Genomic DNA, 15185 nt, shown 5'->3' on the forward strand with positions numbered 1-15185 from the left:
CAAGCCCCCTCCCACATTGACTGCATTTTGTCTGAAAGAATGCGGTCAACTGTTTGAGCCTTGAGTTTTTGTGGTGAGGCTGAGGGCCTCATCGGGGGCAAGCCCCCTCCCACATTGACTGCATTTTGTCTGAAAGAATGCGGTCAACTGTTGGAGTCTTGAGTTTTGTGGTGAGGCTGAGGGCCTCATCGGGGGCAAGCCCCCGATAGCGCTCTACAGGACTACACCGCTTCCCGGTACGGATTACGCGGATCCTGGGTCCAGTTCAAGAACGGCTTGCCGGTGTCCACCGGCACCATCTCGATGCAATCGGCCACCGGGCAGGTGATCTGGCACAGGTTGCAGCCCACGCATTCGTCATCGATCACTTCGTACTTATGCGTGCCGTCCGCCTGTTTCAAACTGGCGATGGCCTGGTGCGACGTATCTTCGCAGGCAATGTGGCAACGCCCGCAGCCGATGCAGGCGGCCTGATCGATCTTGGCGATCACCTGGTAGTTGATATCCAGGTACTTCCAGTCCGTAGTATTGCCCACGGCGTGCCCGGAAAAATCCTGCAGACTGGTGTAGCCCTGACTGTCCATCCAGCGCGACAGGCCGTCCTTCATTTCTTCGACGATGCGAAAGCCATGCAGCATCGCCGCCGTACACACCTGCACGGCACCGCAGCCGAGGGCGACGAATTCCGCCGCATCGCGCCAGTTGCCGATGCCGCCAATGCCGCAGATCGGCAGGCCGTGGGTCTGCGGGTCGCGGGCGATTTCGGCGACCATGTTCAGCGCGATCGGCTTGACCGCCGAGCCGCAGTAACCGCCGTGGGTGCTCTGGGTGCCGACCGTCGGCAGGGCGACCATGCGCTCCAGGTCCACGCTGGTGATGGAGTTGATGGTGTTGATCAGCGACACCGCATCCGCACCGCCGCGATACGCCGCACGCGCCGCCACCCGGATGTCGGTGATATTCGGCGTGAGCTTGACGATCACCGGCAGCGAACAGTACGTCTTGCACCAGCGCGTCACCTGTTCCACATACTCCGGCACCTGGCCGACCGCCGCGCCCATGCCGCGCTCCGGCATGCCATGGGGGCAGCCGAAGTTCAGCTCGATGCCGTCGCAGCCGGTGGCTTCCACCAGCGGCAGGATGTTTTTCCAGGACTCTTCGACGCACGGCACCATCAGCGACACGATCAGCGCGCGGTCCGGCCAGTCCTTTTTGACCTGGGTGATTTCGCGCAGGTTGATCTCCAAAGAGCGGTCGGTGATCAGCTCGATGTTGTTGATGCCCAGCACCTCGCGGTTGGCGCCGTAATGCGCCGAGTAACGCGACGACACGTTGACCGCCGCCGGGTCTTCCCCGAGGGTTTTCCAGACCACGCCGCCCCAGCCTGCTTCAAAGGCGCGGACCACGTTGTAGGCTTTGTCGGTGGGTGGCGCGGAGGCCAGCCAGAACGGGTTGGGGGCTTTGATACCGGCGAAGACAATCGAGAGATCGGCCATTACGCAGCCTCCACGTTGAGCATGAGTTGGGCGTGCATGGCTTCTGCCGCCAGCTTGCCGTGTTGCACCGCCTGTACGGTGAGGTCCTGGCCGAGGCTGACGCAGTCGCCGCCGGCATACACGCCGGGGATGCTGGTGCGCAGGTGTTCGTCGACGAAGATGCGTTCGCCGACCCGCTGCAGTTGCTGGGCCAGCGGGTCGTGCAGTGCGGCGTTGTCGAAACCTTGGCCGATGGCCTTGAAGATCGCATCGGCGGCCAGTTCGAAGGTTTCGCCGGTGGGTTGCAGGCGCCCGTTGTCCAGGTGCGTGCGGGCGAAACGCATGCCGCGCACATGGCCTTGCTCGTCCAGCAGCACTTCCTCCGGCTGGGCCCAGGTCAGCAGGCGAACCTGATTGGCCTTGGCGATGTCCTGCTCATGGCTGGTGGCGCCCATGTCCGCCAGGCCCCGGCGGTACACCAGGTTGACGTCGCGGGCGCCGAGGCGGGCCATTTGCACGGCCATGTCGATGGCGGTGTTGCCGGCACCGAGCACGATGCAGCGGTCGGCCAGGGGCAATTGGGTGAGGTCGTCGGCCTGGCGCAGTTCGCGGATGTATTCGGTGGCGGCGAGCAGGCCGGGGGCGTCCTCATGGGGCAGGCCGAGTTGCTTGCTGGCGGCCAGGCCGAGGCCGAGGAACACCGCATCGAAGTGCTGGTGCAGTTCGCTCAACGACAGGTTGTCGCCCAGGCGCTGGCCGTGACGGATCTCGATGCCGCCGATCTGCAGCAGGAACTCCAGCTCCTTCTGCGCGAAGTCATCCACCAGTTTGTACTTGGCGATCCCGTATTCATTCAGGCCGCCGGCTTTTTCCCGGGCTTCGAAGATCACCACATCGTGGCCGTGCAACGCGGCGCGATGGGCGCAGGCCAGGCCGGCCGGTCCGGCGCCGACCACGGCGATGCGCTTGCCGGTGGTGGCGGCGCGCTGGAACGGGTGTTCGCTGAAGTGCGCGTTGTCGATGGCGTAGCGTTGCAACAGGCCGATCAGCACCGGCGCGCATTCTTCGCCGTGGTTACGCACGCAGGCTTGCTGGCATAGGATCTCGGTGGGGCAGACCCGGGCGCAGCTGCCGCCGAGGATATTGGCCGAGAGAATCTTCTGCGCGGCGCCTTGCACGTTGTCGGTGTGGAGATTGCGGATGAACGATGGGATGTCGATTTCGCTGGGGCACGCATTCACGCACGGCGCGTCGTAGCAATACAGGCAGCGCGAGGCTTCCAGTTGCGCCTGGCGAGCGTTGAGGGGCGGTGCCAGGTCGGTGAAATGGCTGGCGAGGGTCGCCCCGTCTTCATGGGGATGGGGGAGGTGGGTCAGGGTCTGGATCACGGTGTGGGCCTCACGGTTTTTTTCGGATTGCCTCTGGCGGGCATTTTTGTTGCCTGGGTTGCCCCCGATAGCGGTCTCAGCGGTTCACAGCAACCGGCTTGGAACGCTCAGCCTGCTTGCTCAACTGCTCGAACACCGACGGATACGCCGGCCGTTCCACATACCGCCCGGCACCGCGTTCGGCGCGCAGGTCGCCGTCGGCCCAGACCAGCTTGCCCTGGCTGATGGTGTGGCTCGGCACGCCGCGCACGGTCTTGCCTTCGAAGATGTTGAAGTCGACGTTCTGGTGGTGGGTCTTGGCGGAAATCGTGCGCGTGCCCTCGGGGTCCCACAGCACCAGGTCGGCATCGGCACCGACGCGGATTGCGCCTTTGCGCGGGTAGAGGTTGAAGATCTTCGCGGTGTTGGTGGAGGTCAGCGCGACGAACGCCTGCATCGACAAGCGCCCGGTGTTGACCCCTTCATCCCACAACAGCGCCATGCGGTCTTCGATACCGGCGGTGCCGTTGGGGATCTTGCTGAAATCGTCACGCCCGGCTGCTTTCTGCTCGGCGCAGAAGCAGCAGTGGTCGGTGGCGGTGGTGTGCAGGTTGCCGGATTGCAGGCCATGCCACAGCGCCTCTTGATGCCCGCGCGGGCGGAACGGCGGGCTCATCACGTAGCCGGCGGCGGTCTGCCAGTCGGGGTGGCGGTAGACGCTGTCGTCCAGCAGCAAATGCCCGGCGAGCACTTCGCCGTACACCGCCTGGCCTTTGCCACGCGCATAGGTGATTTCATCCAGCGCCTCTTTGGTCGAGACGTGTACCAGGTACAACGGCGTGCCGATGGTCTCGGCGATACGGATCGCGCGGCTGGCCGCTTCGCCCTCGACCTGGGACGGACGCGACAGCGGGTGCGCTTCCGGCCCGGTGATGCCCTGAGCCATCAGTTTGCGTTGCAGGTGATACACCAACTCGCCGTTTTCCGCATGCACGGTGGGTACCGCGCCCAGCTCCAGGCAGCGTTCGAAGCTGGCCACCAGGGTGTCGTCGGCCGCCATGATCGCGTTCTTGTAGGCCATGAAATGCTTGAAGCTGTTGACGCCGTGATGGCTGACCAGCTCGGCCATTTCCTCGCGCACTTGCTCGCTCCACCAGGTGATCGCCACGTGAAAGCCATAGTCGGCCGCCGACTTCTGCGCCCAGCCGCGCCATTGGTGAAAGGCTTCGAGCAAGGATTGCTGTGGGTTGGGAATCACAAAGTCGATGATCGAGGTGGTGCCCCCCGCCAGACCCGCCGCCGTGCCGCTGAAAAAATCCTCACTGGCCACGGTGCCCATGAAGGGCAGTTGCATATGGGTGTGCGGGTCGATGCCGCCGGGCATCAAGTATTGGCCGCTGCCATCGAGTACTTCGGTGCCAGCGGGAATATCCAGGCCCGTGCCAATTGCGCGAATCAGACCGTCTGCGCATAAAACATCGGCGCGGTAACTTTCGTCGTGGGTAATGATGGTGGCGCCACGGATCAACAGCGACATGTCGAGTTCCTCACAGGCTTGACCGGCTGGTGCCAGTTCTAAGTGTTGTAGTTGTTTTCAGCACAGGCTTGGTAAAAACCTGTCATCGGTGACAGGAATAGAAACTAGCCGGTGTTTTTAGAATGAGCAAGAAGATTTTTCCTACGCTTAGTTGGTCTTTAACTTATTGAAATATAAGGATAAAAAATCAAAATCACCAAAATGTGGCGACTGATCACCATTTTGACGCACTTGACAGGTTCCAAATATGAACAACATTTCTTATTGCAAATCAGGCGCTTGAGACATGCCGCTTGACGGCGGCGGTAAATAAAAATAATTGTGTTGCACCAGATTGAGTCCTGAACGTTCGGACAACTTGCGCGTTATCCAGCCTGCGTCACGCGGCAAGTACCGAAGGACTCATCGGCGTTTGAAATAAAGCTGATAAACATCAGCGAGTTATATATGCGGTGCAGGGTCAGGGCGGGTTGTCGGCACGTTTATTGAGTGCAGTGGCGGCTGGCCGGACCCTTGATGTCATGTTGTTTACGAGGTACTCCGGCCACCTGCACCGACCTTGCAGGTGAGCAACAATAATTCGAAAAAACCGTGGAGCGGCCATGCAACAGAACAGATCGCAAGTTATTGAACGCAACGGCCTGTACGAACTCGACGCCGGCCCCGACGTCCTCGACAGCCCTCGCTACAACCACGACATGGCACCGACCAAGGTGCATGAACGCACGTGGAACAAGTGGCACATCACCGCGCTGTGGGTCGGTATGTCGATCTGCGTGCCCACCTACACGCTGGGCGGGGTGCTTACCGCGTACTTCGGTTTGTCGGTGGGCGAGGCGCTGATGGCGATCCTCCTGGCCAATATCGTGGTGCTGATCCCGCTGACCCTCAACGCCTTCCCCGGTACCAAGTACGGCATTCCGTTCCCGGTGTTGCTGCGTTCGTCGTTCGGCATCCTCGGTTCCAACGTGCCGTGCCTGATCCGAGCGCTGGTGGCGTGCGGCTGGTTCGGCATCCAGACCATGTTCGGCGGGCTGGCGATTCACCTGTTCCTGGGCTCGATTTTCGAGGGGTGGAAGGCCTTGGGCGGCACCGGTGAGGTGATCGGCTTCATGATCTTCTGGACCCTCAACCTGTGGGTGGTGCTGCGCGGCGCCGAGTCGATCAAGCGCCTGGAAACCCTGTCGGCGCCGCTGCTGGTGGCGGTGGGCATTGGCCTGCTGGTGTGGGCGATGCCGAACGTGTCCCTCAGCGAGTTGATGGCGATCCCGCCCAAACGCCCCGAAGGTGCAAGCCTGACCGGTTACTTCATGGCCGGCCTGACCGCGATGGTGGGGTTCTGGGCCACCTTGTCGCTGAATATTCCCGACTTCAGCCGCTACGCCAAGAGCCAGAAGGACCAGATCCTCGGGCAGATTTTCGGCCTGCCGCTGACCATGTTCCTGTTCGCCGCCCTCGGTGTGATCATGACCGCCGCGTCGGTGAAACTGGTGGGCGTCAGCGTGTCCGACCCGGTGACGCTGATCGGGCATATCCAGAGCCCGGTGTGGGTCGCCGTGGCCATGGCATTGATCATCGTCGCCACCTTGTCCACCAACACGGCGGCGAACATCGTGTCGCCCACCAACGACTTCCAGAACATCGCGCCCAAGCTGATCAACCGCACTTCGGCAGTGATTCTCACCGGCCTGGTGGGGTTGGTGTTGATGGGCCACGAGCTGCTGAAGAAGCTCGGGCTGATCGTTTCCGATGTGAGCCTGGAGACGGTGTATTCCAACTGGTTGCTCGGCTATTCCAGCCTGCTGGGGCCGATCGCCGGGATCATGGTGGTGGACTACTTCATCACGCGCAAACAGCGCCTGGACCTCGCCGGTTTGTACCGTGACGACGTGTACCCGGCGTGGAACTGGAGTGGGTTTGTCGCGTTTGGCGTGCCGGTGGTGCTGACCTTGCTGTCATTGGGCAGCGACGTGTTCAGCTGGTTCTACAGCTATGGCTGGTTTACCGGTTCGGCGTTGGGCGGCGTGTTGTATTACGGGCTGAATGCCAGGCGTGGCCTGACGCCGATGCCGGCCAAATCCCTGCTGTAACGCGATGGAATGCAGTCAAACAGGTGGTCATTCCACCACTGCACGGGTGACTGACCCACTGCAATCGGGAGCAAGCCCCCTCCCACCTTTGAACTGCATTCCATTCATAACATGTAGCCTGAGGAGATCCCCATGAACGCTGCCCTAGACGTTCTGCAATCGACCCATCAGCACATCAACCGCGACCGTTTGTGGCAGTCGTTGATGGAGCTGGCCAAGCTCGGCGCCACCGCCAAGGGCGGCGTGTGCCGTCTGGCTCTCACTGACCTCGACCGCCAGGCCCGCGACCTGTTCGTGCAATGGTGCGTAGAGGCCGGGTGCAGCGTGACCGTCGACGGTATCGGCAACATCTTCGCCCGTCGCCCCGGGCGTAACCCCGACCTGCCGCCAGTGATGACGGGCAGCCATATCGACACCCAGCCCACCGGTGGCAAGTTCGATGGCTGCTTCGGCGTGCTGGCCGGTGTGGAAGTGTTGCGCACCCTCAACGACCTCAAGGTGCAAACCGAGGCGCCGCTGGAAGTGGTGGTGTGGACCAACGAAGAGGGCTCGCGCTTCCCGCCGTGCATGATGGGCTCGGGGGTGTTTGCCGAGAAATTCAGCCTGGCCGACACCCTCGCCAAGGTCGATGCGCAGGGTATCAGCGTCGGCGCGGCACTGAATGCGATCGGCTATGCAGGGACGCGGCCGGAGAGTGGGCACAAAGTTGGCGCCTATTTCGAGGCACATATCGAACAGGGGCCGATTCTTGAGGATGAAAAGAAAACCATCGGCGTGGTGCTCGGTGCCCTCGGGCAAAAGTGGTTCGACTTGACCCTGCGCGGCGTTGAAGCCCACGCGGGGCCGACGCCGATGCACCTGCGCAAGGACGCCCTGGTCGGCGCGGCCGCCGTGGTCGCGGCGGTGAATGCGGCGGCATTGGGGCATCAGCCGCATGCGTGTGGCACTGTCGGTTGTTTGCAGGCTTATCCGGGCTCACGCAACGTCATCCCGGGTGAAGTGCGTATGACCCTGGACTTCCGCCACCTGGAACCGGCGCGTTTGGATTCGATGATCGCCCAGGTACGCCAGGTGATCGACGAGACCTGCGCCAAGCATGGGTTGAGTTTTGAAATGACACCCACCGCCGACTTCCCGCCGCTGTATTTCGACAAGGGTTGCGTCGACGCAGTGCGCGATGCGGCGAATGGGTTGGGGTTGTCGAACATGGACATCGTCAGCGGGGCAGGGCACGACGCGATCTTCGTCGCCGAACTCGGCCCGGCGGGGATGATCTTCGTGCCATGCGAAGGCGGCATCAGCCACAACGAAATCGAAAACGCCGCGCCGGATGACCTGGCGGCGGGGTGTGCGGTGTTGTTGCGGGCGATGGTGGCCGCCTCGGCCGCCATTGCCAGCGGCAAACGCGCGGCCTGAAACGCGGTAAAACCTGTGGGAGGGGGCTTGCTCGCGATGGCGGTGGGTCAGTTACAGATGAGCTGGCTGAACCACTGCTATCGGGAGCAAGCTCCCTCCCACATGGGTTTTGCGGTGTTCATACATTGTGTGTCTGGCGCGGGATCAGTGTGGGAGGGAGCTTGCTCCCGATAGCAGTGGTTCAGCCGATACACATGTGATTGACCCACCGCCATCGCGAGCAAGCCCCCCCCTCCCACAGTTGAACTGTGTCTATACCCAAATGGCATCCCACAACGGGTAGTCGCCAATCCGGCTAACCAATCCCGCCCGCAATGGATTGGCCACCACATACCGGGCCATTTTCACCAGGTCGTCTTCCTTGCGCAGTGCCCGGTCATGGAAACTTTCCTGCCAAAGCCGCCCCTTGCGTCCGCTCGCACCGTTGACGCTCCGTGTGCTTTTGGACTTCACCTGGCGCATCAGGTCAGCCAGCGAGCCTTTTTTCAGTTCGAGCAGCCAATGGAAATGGTCCGGCATGATCACCCATGCCAGGGAGTTCGCCAGCCCCTGATACTGGGCTGACCGAAACTGCCAGACCACCAAGCGACCGAGATGGAGATTCTTGAATATCGGGATGCGTTCGTGGGTGTTGGTGGTGATGAGGTAGATACGGTTGGGTTCGCTGAATCGGCCGATACGCAGGCGGTGTGAAGCGGGTAAGTCGGGCATTCCCTGGCCTCTCTCTGGGTGTGTTTTGAGAGGCTAGATGGGTGAACTGCAGATTGAAGGGCAGGCTTTTGGCAGGATGTGTCTGTGCGAACGCTATCGGGAGCAAGCTCCCTCTCACATGGGCTCTGCGGTGTTCATACATTGTGTGTCTGGCGCCGGACCAGTGTGGGGTTGGCTTGAATCCTCCCACATGGGCTCTGCGGTGTTCATACATTGTGTGTCTGGCGCCGGACCAGTGTGGGGTTGGCTTGAATCCTCCCACATGGGCTCTGCGGTGTTCATACATTGTGTGTCTGGCGCCGGACCAGTGTGGGGTTGGCTTGAATCCTCCCACATGGGATCTGCGGTGTTCATACATTGTGTGTCTGGCGCCGGACCAGTGTGGGGTTGGCTTGAATCCTCCCACATGGGCTCTGCGGTGTTCATACATTGTGTGTCTGGCGCCGGACCAGTGTGGGGTTGGCTTGAATCCTCCCACATGGGCTCTGCGGTGTTCATACATTGTGTGTCTGGCGCCGGACCAATGTGGGAGGGGGCTTGCCCCCGATGAGGCCGGAACTGACGCCGCCGCTATCACAGCAATACCGCGTACCGACACGCCAATGACAGTGATTACACAGCAGTGACCGTGTTTCTCAACAGTCGGCCGGAAGACTGAATGTGTGCTGGATCAGTCGGTGATGTTTGGCTGATCCAGCCTCATCAAAGGCAAACCAGCTCCCACCTTTGAGCTGGTTTGCACAAAAAAAGCGTCAGGCGCCAGGTTGCCAGCCGCCGCCCAGCGCGGTGACCAGCCCCACACTCGCCTGCAACTGCCGTGTCTGCACCGCCTGCAAGGTCCGCTGTGCCTGTAACGCCGCTGTCTGCGCGGTCACTACATCCAGATAGCTCACCGCGCCGGCCTGGTAGCTGTTCATCGCCAACGCTTGCGTATGCTGCGCCGCATCTGCCGCGGCTTGTTCATCCTGTGCCTCCTGCTGCAAATCCCTTAGCTGTGCCAGGTTGTCTTCGACCTCGCGCACGGCTTTCAGTACCTGGCTGCGGTACTGTGCCGAGGCTTGTTCGAACTCGGCCTTGGCCTGGCGTTCGTTGGCGCTCAAGCGACCGCCATCGAAGATCGGCAAGTTCATCAGCGGCCCCAGCGCCCAATACCGATTGCCCGCCGACAGTAAATTCCCCACGCCTTGGGTCTGCCCGCCAATCAACCCGGTCAGACTGAAATCCGGGTACCACGCGGCCTTGGCCACGCCGATATTTGCGTTGGCCGCAAACACTCGGCGCTCGGCCGCCGCAATGTCCGGGCGACGTTGCAGCAGGTGGCTCGGCAGTTGCGACGGAATCCCCGGCAGGGCGATCAGTTGTTGGCTCGCCGGCAGTGTGAAGTCGCTGGCCGCCACGCCGACCAGTTCACCGATGGCATGCTCGGTGAGGTTGCGTTGCCCGCGCACTTCATCCAGTTGCGCCTTGGCTTGGGCGAGCTGGTTTTGCGCGCGGGTCAGGTCCAGTTCCGAAGCAATCTGGCCCTCGTAGCGGCTGCGGGTCAGTTGCAGGGCCTGGCTGAAATCCTCCAGCGAGCTGTTGAGAATCCGACTTTGCGCATCCAGCCCATTGAGCTGCACGTACAAGGTCGCCAACTGATGCTGCAAGCTCAAGCGCGCCACCGCCAGATCGTCGCCCGACGCTTGCGCCTGCGCATCACCCGCCGCCACCTGGTCGCGGATTTTGCCCCACAGGTCCAAGTCGTAGCTCAACGAAAACCCCGCCGTGTTGCTGTTGTAAACCGACGGCTGCGTGGTGCCGCGCAGCGGACGCGAGTCGGATTGGCGCTGACGCAGCGGTTGTGCGCTGGCGGTGATCTGCGGGAACAGCCCGGCATGCAATTGGCTGGCATACGCCTGGGACGCATCGAAGTGCGCCAGCGCTGCCGCCAGGTCCGGGTTGGCCTTGAGCAATTGCTGTTGCAACTGATCCAGGCGCGGTTCGCGGTAGAGCGTCCACCACTGCGGCGCCAGTTGGTCGGACGGCTGCGCGCTGTGCCAGGGGCCATCGCTGGTCTGTTCGCGATAGTTGGCCGGCAGGTCGATCGCCGGCACGTTGTAGGTCGGTGCCAGCGAGCAACCTTGCAACGCCAGCAGCATCACCGCGGCAAGTGGTTTAAGCCTTGGGCGCATGGGCACCTCCGGAGGCGTCGGCCAGTTGCACGGGGTCGCCTTCGCGCAGGGCGTCGGGCGGGTTGTCGACCACGCGGTCGGCGGGTTTCAGGCCCTGGTCGATCACCAGGCGTTCACCCAGGTCCAGGCCGATATGGATGGCCTGCAGGTGTATGTGGTTTTGCGCATCCAGCACCGCTACCTGAGTGCCTTGGGCACGGAAGATCAGCGCGCTGGCCGGGATGCTCACGCCATGGGTGTCTGCCGGAATCGGCAGGGTGGCTTCGGCGTAATCGCCCGGCAGCAACTCGCCGTTGGGGTTGTCGGCGACAAACTGCGCGAGCAGGGTGCCGGAGCGGCGGTCGATGGCGGTGGAGTCGCCGATCAGGTGCGCCTTGAAGTGTTCGCCAGGGTGCTCGGGAACACTCAGCTCGGCTTCAAGCCCGGGGTGGATGACGGCCGCGTAGTTCTGCGGCACCGGCACGTAGAGGCGCAACTGGTGGGTGTCGGCGATGTTGAACAGCTCCGGGTCGCTGTCGGTATCGGCCTTGATCAACTGGCCGATGTCGGTGTTGCGCGCAGTGATGGTGCCAGCGAACGGCGCGCGGATAGTCTTGTAGCTTTCCAGCGCCGATAAGCGTGCGTAATCGGCAGCGGCGGCTTCGGCGTTGGCTTTGGCCGCTGCGGCGTTGGAGGTTTTTTCATCGGCCTCCTGGCGCGACACCGAATGGCTGGCCAGCAGGTTCTGCCAACGCGTCGCGGTGGTGGCGGCCAGCCGCGCATTGGCCTGTTGCTGCACCAGGCGCGCATGGGTCTGCGCCAGTTGTTGATCGAGATCGGGGCTGTCGATTTCGGCGAGGATTTGCCCGGCTTTGACCTGGCTGCCGATGTCGACTTTCCAGTCCTTCAAGTAGCCGCTGACCCGCGCATGGATCGGCGCCTTGCTCCAGGCTTCAAGGTGAGCGGGCAGGCGCAGGGTGTCACCGGCTACGTTCTGCTGCGGCTGGAACACCATCACCTGCGGCACGGCGGCGGTTTCGGTCCAGGCGGTGACGGAGCGCTCGTGCATTGTGCGGGCGTACAGGCCGTTGGCGACCAGCAGGGCGGCCAGGGTCAGGCCGCCGACACCCATGAGCATCAGACGCTTGCGCGAGGGTTTGTGATCAGACGACATGGGGCGTTTCTCCAACAGTTGCGCGAGTAGGCTGACGACCGTGGACCAGGCTGAAGACCACGGGAACAAATAACAGGGTGGCGGTGGTGGCGAGGATCAGGCCACCGATCACGGCGCGGCCGAGCGGCGCGTTCTGCTCCTCGGACAGGGCCAGCGGCAGCATGCCGATGATCATCGCGAGGGCGGTCATGCACACCGGACGAAAGCGCGTGTAGCCGGCTTCCAGTGCGGCCTTGAGCGCATCGCCATGTTCGGCCAGGCGTTCCCGGCAGAAGCTCACCACCAGGATCGAGTTGGCGGTGGCCACGCCCATGCACAGGATGGCCCCGGTCAACGCCGGCACCGACAACGACGTGCCGCTGAGGAACAGCATCCACACGATCCCCGCCAATGCCGCCGGCAGCGCGGTGATGATCACGAACGGGTCGACCCACGACTGGAAGTTGACCACGATCAGCAGGTAGATCAGCACCACCGCGCCGAGCAGGCCGACGCTCAAACCGCTGAAGGCTTCATGCAGCGCATCGATCTGCCCGTGCAGGCTGATCGTCGCGCCTTTGGGACGCATGGACGCGGTGTCGTCCAGCACTTTTTGCACGTCGCGGGCCACGCCACCGAGGTCGCGGCCTTGCACGTTGGCGTAGAGGTCCAGGGTCGGCTCGATGTTGTAGTGGGTCACCACCGCCGGGCTTTGCACGCGGGAGATGCTGGCCACGCCGCCGAGGATTTGCGATTGACCATCGGCACCGGTCACCGGCAGTGCTTCCAGCGCCGGCAGGCTGTCGAGGCGGTATTGCGGGGTGGCGGCGACGATGGAATAGGACACGCCGTTGGCCGGGTTGAGCCAGAACGTCGGTGCGGTTTGCGAGCTGCCCGCGAGGGAGGCGACCATGCTGTTGGTCACATCGCGCTCGGTGATGCCCAGGCCGTTGGCGCGCAGGCGGTCGACATTCACTTGCAGCGACGGGTAGCCGGTGGACTGCTGGATGCGCAGGTCGGCGATGCCCGGTACGTGTTGCAGACGGCGTTCCAGTTCCACGGCGTAGGCGCGGTTTTCGGCATCGCTGCGCCCGGAGATTTTCACGTCCAGCGGCGCCGGCGCGCCGAAGTTGAGGATCTGGCTGCTGATGTCCGCTGGCAGGAACGCAAAGTGGCTGCCAGGGAAACTTTGCGGCAGCGCCTCACGCAGTTTTTTCACGTAGTCGGCGGTGGGCGCGTGGTGTTGTTTCAGGCTGACCTGGATATCGCCGTCCTGCGGGCCGATGGTGCCGCTGCTGCTGTAGGCCATGTCGATGCCGCTCAGCGGAATGCCGATATTGTCGACGATGGTGTCGAGTTCGTCGGCCGGGATCACTTCGCGTATCCGCGCCTCGATCCGGTCGAACGCCGCAGCGCTTTCCTCGATCCGCGTACCCAGCGGCAAACGCACATGCAGCGCCAGCGCCCCGGCGTCGGTGGCCGGGAAGAAATCCTGGCCCAGGCTGGGCAGCAGCAAAAACGAGGCGAGCACGCAGGCCAAAAAGCCGACGATGAAGCGCTTGCGATTGCCCAGGGCCAACGTCAGCAGGCCATGGTAGGTGTCGCGGATGTTCGAGAAGTGCCGCTCGAAACCCTGTTGGAAATTCAGCACCGACTGCAGCGCCGCGTTGCGTGGCTTGGTGTGCTGCTCGCCTTCGTGGTGGTTGATGAACGCATCTTCCGGGTGGTGGCCGGTGCCGGGTTCCGGCGTGTGCGGCTTGAGCAGGTACATCGCCAATGTCGGCACCAGGGTGCGCGAGAGAATGAACGAGCTGGCCATGGCGAAGATCACCGCCAGGGCCATCGGCCGGAACAGGTACCCGGCGATGCCTTGCAGCAAGAACATCGGCACGAACACGATGCAGATGCACAGCAGCGAGACGAACGCCGGGCCGACGATCTGCGCGGCGCCGTCGAGGATCGCAGCCTTCACCGTCTTGCCCTGTTCCAGGTGCCAGTTGATGTTTTCGATGGTCACCGTGGCGTCGTCCACCAGAATCCCCACCGCCAACGCCAGCCCGCCGAGGGTCATCACGTTGAGGGTTTGCCCGCTGACCGCCAGCAGCGCGATGGCCGACAGCACCGCCAGGGGGATCGAGGCGGCGATGATCAGCGTCGAGCGCCAGCTGCCGAGGAACAGCAGGATCATCGCGCTGGTCAGCAGCGCGGCGATGATGCCTTCCTGGGCCACGCTGCCCACCGATTGTTTGACGAACACCGACGCATCGCCGAGCAATGAGGTCTTCAGCGACGGCGGCAGGGTTTCGTTGATGCGCGGCAGCATCTGGCGGATGCCGTCGATGATCGACAGGGTGGAGATGCTGCCGTTTTTCAACGCTGGCATCAGCACCGCGCGATGGCCGTCGACACGCACGATGTTGGTCTGCGGTGGCGAACCGTCACGCACGTGGGCCACCTGGCCGATGGTGATCAGCGCACCGTCGACGGTCTTGATCGGCAGGTCGTTGAGTTCATCGATGGCCTTGGGGCTGTTGTTGAGCAGGATCGTGTATTCGTTGGGGCCGAGCTTGGCGGTGCCCACCGGGATGATCTGGTTCTGCAACGCCAGGGCATTGCCCACGTCCTGCGCGGACAAGCCTTTGGCGGCCAGCGCCTGCGGGTCGAGGTCGAGGGTGATCTGCCGCTGCTTGCCACCCATGGGCGTGGGCATGGCCAGGCCGGGCAGGGCGCTGAGGGGCAGGCGGATATTGTTCTGCACCAGGTCGCGGATCTTGGCTTCCGACAGTGTCGGGCTGGAGAACGCCATTTGCAGGATCGGCACCGTCGATGCGCTGTAATTGAGGATCAGCGGCGGCGTGATGCCGGGGGGCATTTGCTTGAGCACGGTTTGTGACACCGCTGTCACCTGGGCGTTGGCGGTGCGGATGTCGACGCCGGGCTGGAAGAAGATCTTGACGATGCCCATGCCCGGCAGGGATTGCGATTCGATGTGTTCGATGTCGTTGACGGTGGTACTCAGGGAGCGTTCGTAGGTGTAGATCACCCGCCCGGCCATGGCGTCCGGCGACAGGCCGTTGTACTGCCAGACCACTGCAACGACGGGGATGCCGATATCGGGGAATACATCGGTGGGGGTTCGCAGGGCCGCCATCGGCCCGATGATGCAGATGAATATGGCCAACACGATAAACGTGTACGGCTTTTGCAGTGCGGTCTTTACCAGCCCGAGCATGCGTGAACCTCCGAGGGAGCAGGATTGCAAACCCCGGCAGTCTTGCCCGACCCA

9 protein-coding genes are annotated in these 15185 nt (G+C 62.9%); 2 read left to right on the plus strand and 7 right to left on the minus strand.

Annotated features, from left to right (window positions below; all coding sequences use genetic code 11):
• Window positions 1-221 precede the first annotated feature (221 nt).
• From preA to hydA, 3 genes are all read right to left on the minus strand, one after another.
• Window positions 222-1496: an NAD-dependent dihydropyrimidine dehydrogenase subunit PreA gene (gene preA / locus ACVWZP_RS01150; RefSeq protein WP_046382827.1), complete on the minus strand. Its 1275-nt coding sequence runs from the start codon at window positions 1494-1496 to the stop codon at window positions 222-224.
• A complete protein-coding gene (locus tag ACVWZP_RS01155) occupies window positions 1496-2863 on the minus strand; it encodes an NAD(P)-dependent oxidoreductase (protein WP_457369299.1) in 1368 nt (455 codons plus the stop codon). The genes preA and ACVWZP_RS01155 overlap by 1 nt, the downstream gene beginning before the upstream one ends.
• Window positions 2864-2939: 76 nt before the next feature.
• On the minus strand, window positions 2940-4379 hold the full coding sequence (hydA, locus tag ACVWZP_RS01160; RefSeq protein WP_057004477.1) for a dihydropyrimidinase: 1440 nt from the start codon (window positions 4377-4379) through the stop codon (window positions 2940-2942).
• Between the two features lie 602 nt (window positions 4380-4981).
• Here hydA and ACVWZP_RS01165 point away from each other — a divergent pair.
• Window positions 4982-6469 carry an NCS1 family nucleobase:cation symporter-1 gene (locus tag ACVWZP_RS01165; protein WP_046485631.1) on the plus strand — a complete coding sequence of 496 codons (1488 nt, stop codon included), beginning with the start codon at window positions 4982-4984 and terminating at the stop codon, window positions 6467-6469.
• A gap of 132 nt (window positions 6470-6601) precedes the next feature.
• On the plus strand, window positions 6602-7885 hold the full coding sequence (locus ACVWZP_RS01170; RefSeq protein ID WP_169866012.1) for a Zn-dependent hydrolase: 1284 nt from the start codon (window positions 6602-6604) through the stop codon (window positions 7883-7885).
• A gap of 252 nt (window positions 7886-8137) precedes the next feature.
• Here the strand turns inward: ACVWZP_RS01170 and ACVWZP_RS01175 are convergent, their stop codons facing one another.
• From ACVWZP_RS01175 to ACVWZP_RS01190, 4 genes are all read right to left on the minus strand, one after another.
• Window positions 8138-8596 carry an REP-associated tyrosine transposase gene (locus tag ACVWZP_RS01175; protein WP_198718513.1) on the minus strand — a complete coding sequence of 153 codons (459 nt, stop codon included), beginning with the start codon at window positions 8594-8596 and terminating at the stop codon, window positions 8138-8140.
• Window positions 8597-9348: 752 nt separating this feature from the next.
• The gene (locus ACVWZP_RS01180) at window positions 9349-10767 is read right to left on the minus strand and encodes an efflux transporter outer membrane subunit (protein WP_201021202.1); all 1419 of its coding nucleotides are present in this window, start codon (window positions 10765-10767) and stop codon (window positions 9349-9351) included.
• Window positions 10751-11920, minus strand: a complete 1170-nt coding sequence (locus ACVWZP_RS01185; protein ID WP_046382834.1) for an efflux RND transporter periplasmic adaptor subunit — start codon at window positions 11918-11920, stop codon at window positions 10751-10753. The genes ACVWZP_RS01180 and ACVWZP_RS01185 overlap by 17 nt, the downstream gene beginning before the upstream one ends.
• Window positions 11910-15131 carry an efflux RND transporter permease subunit gene (locus ACVWZP_RS01190; RefSeq protein ID WP_079444239.1) on the minus strand — a complete coding sequence of 1074 codons (3222 nt, stop codon included), beginning with the start codon at window positions 15129-15131 and terminating at the stop codon, window positions 11910-11912. Before ACVWZP_RS01190 ends, ACVWZP_RS01185 begins: the two co-directional genes overlap by 11 nt.
• Window positions 15132-15185: the final 54 nt, after the last annotated feature.

It is taken from the genome of Pseudomonas sp. TE36184 (genome assembly GCF_054060055.1).

Coding starts and splice junctions, on each gene's coding strand:
- preA (WP_046382827.1), bottom strand. CDS start 1,496: ATGGCCGATCTCTCGATTGTCTTCGCCGGTATCAAAGCCCCCAACCCG.
- hydA (WP_057004477.1), bottom strand. CDS start 4,379: ATGTCGCTGTTGATCCGTGGCGCCACCATCATTACCCACGACGAAAGT.
- ACVWZP_RS01165 (WP_046485631.1), top strand. CDS start 4,982: ATGCAACAGAACAGATCGCAAGTTATTGAACGCAACGGCCTGTACGAA.
- ACVWZP_RS01170 (WP_169866012.1), top strand. CDS start 6,602: ATGAACGCTGCCCTAGACGTTCTGCAATCGACCCATCAGCACATCAAC.
- ACVWZP_RS01175 (WP_198718513.1), bottom strand. CDS start 8,596: ATGCCCGACTTACCCGCTTCACACCGCCTGCGTATCGGCCGATTCAGC.
- ACVWZP_RS01180 (WP_201021202.1), bottom strand. CDS start 10,767: ATGCGCCCAAGGCTTAAACCACTTGCCGCGGTGATGCTGCTGGCGTTG.
- ACVWZP_RS01185 (WP_046382834.1), bottom strand. CDS start 11,920: ATGTCGTCTGATCACAAACCCTCGCGCAAGCGTCTGATGCTCATGGGT.
- ACVWZP_RS01190 (WP_079444239.1), bottom strand. CDS start 15,131: ATGCTCGGGCTGGTAAAGACCGCACTGCAAAAGCCGTACACGTTTATC.